The 5,128-nt window shown below is 71.2% G+C and carries 5 protein-coding genes; 3 read left to right on the top strand and 2 right to left on the bottom strand.

Going from position 1 to position 5,128, the window contains the following annotated elements; translation table 11 throughout:
* Positions 1 to 42: 42 nt before the first annotated feature.
* On the bottom strand, positions 43 to 1,341 hold the full coding sequence (locus tag ABTZ89_RS35565) for an MFS transporter (RefSeq protein WP_351053258.1): 1,299 nt from the start codon (positions 1,339 to 1,341) through the stop codon (positions 43 to 45).
* Positions 1,342 to 1,797: 456 nt separating this feature from the next.
* Between ABTZ89_RS35565 and ABTZ89_RS35560 the strand changes: the two genes are divergently transcribed.
* From ABTZ89_RS35560 to ABTZ89_RS35550, 3 genes are read left to right on the top strand one after another with little or no spacing between them, the layout of a single operon-like run.
* A complete protein-coding gene (locus tag ABTZ89_RS35560) occupies positions 1,798 to 2,982 on the top strand; it encodes a lytic transglycosylase domain-containing protein (protein WP_351053256.1) in 1,185 nt (394 codons plus the stop codon).
* 45 nt (positions 2,983 to 3,027) lie between these two features.
* Complete coding sequence (locus ABTZ89_RS35555) at positions 3,028 to 3,882, top strand: helix-turn-helix domain-containing protein (protein ID WP_351053253.1); 855 nt, start codon at positions 3,028 to 3,030, stop codon at positions 3,880 to 3,882.
* Complete coding sequence (locus tag ABTZ89_RS35550; RefSeq protein WP_351053250.1) at positions 3,863 to 4,306, top strand: acyl-CoA thioesterase; 444 nt, start codon at positions 3,863 to 3,865, stop codon at positions 4,304 to 4,306. Before ABTZ89_RS35555 ends, ABTZ89_RS35550 begins: the two co-directional genes overlap by 20 nt.
* A gap of 3 nt (positions 4,307 to 4,309) precedes the next feature.
* Here ABTZ89_RS35550 and ABTZ89_RS35545 read toward each other — a convergent pair whose 3' ends face one another.
* A complete protein-coding gene (locus tag ABTZ89_RS35545) occupies positions 4,310 to 4,948 on the bottom strand; it encodes a dihydrofolate reductase family protein (RefSeq protein ID WP_351053248.1) in 639 nt (212 codons plus the stop codon).
* Positions 4,949 to 5,128: the final 180 nt, after the last annotated feature.

Below are 5,128 nucleotides of genomic sequence, written 5' to 3'. Positions count from 1 at the left end.
GGCGATGGTGGCTCTCACCACCATCGCCGCTCACGAACCGGGTCAGCCGAGGATGCGCCGGGCGTCGCGTTCCGGGTTGACCAGCAGTGCGGTGGCGATGCCGCCGACCACGACGGCCAGGCCGAAGACCTGGAAGGCCAAGGCGAATCCCTCGCCCGGCGACGGCGCGACGTCCACCAGCCAGCCGGTCAGCGCCGGGGCGAACAGCCCGGACGCCGACTGCAGCGCGAGGAAGACGCCCAGCGTCCCGGCCTGCTGGGCGGGCGGGCAGATCTGCGACACCGCCGCGTTCGCCAGCGGCAGCGCGACCGTTCCGACGCCGTACCCGAGCACCACCGCGGCGATCGCCAGCGTCGGCGATGCGAGGTACGGCAGCAGCGCGAGCAGCAGACCGCCGATCAGCAGCCCGACCGCGGGGACCAGGCCGCGCTGCACCCGGGCGCTCGAACCGGCCGCCACGCGCCGGTCGCTGAACCACGAGACCACCAGCATCGCCGTCATGCCCGAGATGCTCGGCAGGCCGAACATCGCCCCGGCCTGCAACCGGTCGATGCCCAGCCCGACCTCGAAGTAGGACGGCAGCCAGGTCAGGATCACCGACACCAGCCCGTACATGGTGAAGGTGCCGATGACGCAGCCGACGAAGGTGCGGGACAGCGCGATCTTGCGGAACGGCACCCGCTGCACCACCGGCGCGGCATCGACCTTGCGCCCCAGCGGTGCGGCGAACGGCCCCTGCCGTCCGATCAGCGCCCACGCCAGCGCCCACACAACTCCGGCCAGTGCCAGGACCACGAAGGACGCACGCCACCCCCACACCGCGACGATCAGCGCGAGCAGCGGTGCGATGGCGATCTTGGCGATCGACGCGCCAGAGGACAGCCACGCCGACGGGAAGCTGCGCTTCTCCTTCGGGAACCACTCGAACGCCCCGGCGTTGGCCAGCGCGCCCGACGGCCCTTCGGCCGCGCCGAGCCCGATCCGGCTGATCAGCAGGGTGGCGAAGCTGGCCGACACCAGCACCGGCACCATCGTCAGCGACCACAGCGCGGCCAGCGCGAACAGCACCCACTTGGTGCGGACCCGGTTGCCGATGAACCCGACGGTCAACCCGGTGATGCTGAACAGGAAGAAGAAGGCGCTGCCGATGAACCCGACCTGCGCGGAGGTCAGCCCGAGCTCCTCCTTCAGCGGTTGGGCGGCGATGCCGAACACCGTCTTGTCGGCCCAGTTGACCACGATGAACAGCACCAGCATGCCGGTGATCACCCAGGCCATCACCGGCCGGTGTACCGGCGCTGCGGTGCTGGGTGCAGCTTCGTGCACTCTGTCGACGGACATGCGCGGTCCCTTCGGCGGGAGTGGGAGTGGTGATCGCGGTACCGGGCGATCGGGTGATATGCGGCGAACCGCCGCCCGCCCATTGAACGAGACCTGGATCACACCGTCAAAGAGCTAGCCGCTAACGCACCGATAGCCCACCACTATGGACAGCACACCTGGCGAAAATGGCTTCGTTTCAACTTATTTCGCAGAACAAAGCACAAGAACGGTCCCATCGGCCGTGTTCGGCCACCACCCGGGGAGGACCCGCTCGACGAAAGTCGTGATGCCGATGGCACAGCACCGCACCGGCTCCGCGATCAGGGCTCGAGGACCGATCAGCCGATGAGCGTTCACCCCTTCGGCACAACCTCGCGGCCTCCCAGTGTTCGCCTTCCCGACCACGTCTGGTGGTTCACAACGTGATCTCCATCGGGCAAGGTCGAGCGCCGAGTTGTGTGGAGGTGACGGGGTTTGGGCCAGTTCAACCGCGGTGAGCGGTTCACCGCAGTGACGACCGGTCTGCTCGTGGCACTGGTCCCAGCGCTGGCGCTGGGCGGCGATGCCCTGGTGCAGGAGGTCGACAGCGCCCGCGCGGCACCGCAACTGCCGCCGGGCGTGGGGATCAACGGCGAACTGCCCGCCGAGGAGGAGCTCAGCCCGGAGTTCCTGGACGAGGTCCGCACCGAGCAGGACCTGGCCGACCGCGCCGAACCCGCGGACCTGGGCCCGACCGGTCAGCTCGGCATCCCCGGCACGGTCCTGGCCGCCTACCAGCGCGCCGACCGGACGTTGGCCGCCACTGCTCCGAGCTGCGGTCTGCACTGGTCGGTGCTGGCCGGGATCGGCCGCATCGAGTCCCACCACGCGCGGTCCGGCCGGGTGGACACCAACGGCAAGACCGTGTCGCCGATCCTGGGGCCCCGGCTGTCCGGCGGACCGGGGATCGCGGCCATCGCCGACACCGACGGCGGAACGCTGGACGGCGACGTGACGTGGGACCGCGCGGTCGGCCCGATGCAGTTCATCCCGTCCACCTGGCGAAGCCACGCGGCCGACGGGAACGGCGACGGCGCCCGCGACCCGCACAACGTCTTCGACGCGACCCTGGCTTCGGGCCGGTACCTGTGCGACGGCGGCGGCAACCTGCGCGACCGCGCCCAGCTGGCCGCGGCGATCTTCCGCTACAACCACTCGCAGGAATACGTCCGCAACGTGCTCGCCTGGGCGGACGCCTACGCCCGCGGCGTCATGCCGACCCCCAACGACACGAGCATCCCGCGGGACGCCGCGCTCCTCGCCTACGCACCGGGCTTCCCGCCCGGCGCCCCACCACCGCCCAACGCTCCGCAGGTCGCCGGAGCCCCGGTACCCGCCCCGGCCCCAGGAGCGGCTCCTGGCCCTGCCCCGGCGAGCCCGCCAGCCCCCGCGCCTCCGCCACCGGGCGACGCTCCCCCGCCCCCGCCGCCGAACGACCCACCGCCACCGCCACCTCCGCCGCCACCGACGACGGAGCAGCCTCCCCCGCCCTCGGAACCACCGCCCCCGTCGGAGCCGCCACCACCGAGCGAGCCGCCGCCGACGTCGGAACCGCCACCCAGCTCGGAGACACCGGCGACCACCACCGCAGAGCCGACTCCGACCGCGCCTGCCCCGTAGGCGCTCGGCAGTCGAGCACGGCCGGTCCCGGGTGATACTGGGCCGATGGGAGTTCCCCTGCGCACCTGGGCGGCCGCGGTCGGCACGTCTCCCGCCTCGAGCTACTGGGAGTCGGCGCCGACCGCGAGCGTCGCCACCGCGGTCGCGCGGCGCTGGCAAGGTTCCGCCGGGTGGGACCGGGCGCTGCGGATCCTCCCGGACGGCTGCGCAGATCTGGTGTGGGACGGCCGTGAACTGGCCGTCGTGCGCACCATCGACGCGCCAGAACGGCGCGCGCTACCGGCAACGGCGAAACCATCGGGCGTGCGACTGCGGTGCGGGGCAGCGGGCTCCGTGCTCGGGACAGCGCTGTCCGAGCTCGCCCCAGGAACGACGCGGCTCGTCGACCTGTGGGGCAGCCGAGCCGCGCAGGCCGAGGAGCTGCTGGCCGAGTCGCCCCGTTCCGCCCAGCTACCGGTCCTGGAAGCGCTCGTCGCCGAACGCCTCCGCGACAACCGACCCGACTGCTCGGCCCTCCGGGCCGCGCACCAACTCCGGGACGCAGCGGCGAAACCCGCGGACATCGCCGCCGGGCTCGGCATCAGCGAACGCGGCCTGCGGCGGCTCCTCCGGCACGAGACCGGCTTGAGCCCCAAGCAGCTCCAGCGGGTCCACCGCTTCCAGCACTTCCTCACCCGCCTGCCCGCGCTGGCGCTGGGCACCGCGTCGCTGGCCGCGGTAGCCGCCGATCTCGGCTACGCCGACCAGTCCCACCTGGGCCGGGAGTGCCTCCGCCTGTCCGGATCATCGCCTGCGGTGCTGGTCCGCAGCTGGGCGCGCCAGGACCGGCTGGCCGAAAAGTTCCAGACACGCCATCGCCGACCGGAGAAACTCGGCGAACATGACGACCGATCCCGGTGAACCCACCCCGTTCCGCCTCACCATCGCAGTCCGCAGCGACGACCTGGACGTCAACGGCCACGTCCGGGGCCCCGCCTACTTGGCCTACGGCGACCACGCCCGCTGGGCCTGCCTGGCCGCAGCCGGCGTCGACCCCGAACGACTGCGCACCCACCACGGCCTGGGTCCGGTCAACCTCGAAACCACCATCCGCTACCACCGGGAACTGCTCCCGCTGAGCGAGGTCGAGGTCACCTGCGAATTCCACTGGGGTCAAGGGAAAACCAACCGGGTGCGGCAAGAACTCCGCCAGCCGAACGGCCCCCTGGCGGCCGAAATCCGCAGCACTTCAGGACTTCTGTGCCTGACGCGCCGCCGCCTGGCCGAGAACCCGGCCCACTACTGGCGCCTCGAAGCGACCGACCCCCGCCTCCTCAACCTCTGAGAATCACCGCTCCCGGTTCCAGAAGTGGTGCACCAGGCCGCTTTTCGTGGTCGTGGACTCGATCGCGAAGCGGTCCTGGACTTCCTCCAGCCCGTCCCAGATCGAGACCCCGCGGCCGAGGACGATCGGGACGGTGACCAGGTGCATGAAGTCGATGAGGTCCGCCTGCAGGAACTGCCGGACGGTGGAGGCACCGCCACCGATGCGGACGTCCTTGCCGCCGGCCAGATCTCGGGCGCGCTCGAGCGCGTCCGCGGGCGTCGCGTCGACGAAGTGAAAGCTGGTGCCGTTGTCGAAGGAGATGGTTTCGCGGGCGTGGTGGGTCAGCACCACCACCGGGGTGCGGAACGGCGGTTCGTCGCCCCACCAGCCCCGCCACTCCTCGTCGGTCCACGGGCCGGTCTGCGGACCGAACTTGCCGCGGCCCATGATCTCGGCCCCGATGCCCTGCCCCCAGGTGCTGGTGAGCGCGCGATCGAGGGTGATCGGGTCGTCGACGGCGTGCACCCCCTCGATGACCCGGCCGTCGAAGTGCTGGAACAACCGCTCGGCACCCCCGATCGGCTTGTCGAGCGTGATCGTCTCCCCTGCGCTGTACCCGTCGAGGGAGACGAAGAAGTTGTGCACTCGGGTCCTGGCCACGCGCCACCTCCGGACAGTGTTGACCGACTGGACCCGAACCCTACAACCATCCGATTGCAATTTGCAATCGGTTTTACGAGCAACCCTGCCTGGTGCGATGCGGCGTTCATCCGACCTGAAAACGGCCGACGGGCGCCCCAAAGCCCCGGGCGGGGGGAGTAGCGCCCCTCGGGCGCGGCT

The sequence above is a fragment of the Saccharopolyspora sp. NPDC002686 genome, assembly GCF_040295745.1.
In the GTDB taxonomy this organism is placed as follows: Bacteria; Actinomycetota; Actinomycetes; order Mycobacteriales; family Pseudonocardiaceae; genus Saccharopolyspora; species Saccharopolyspora oryzae.
Note: the sequence above shows the minus strand (reverse complement) of the source record. Positions and strands in the feature narration are given on the sequence as shown.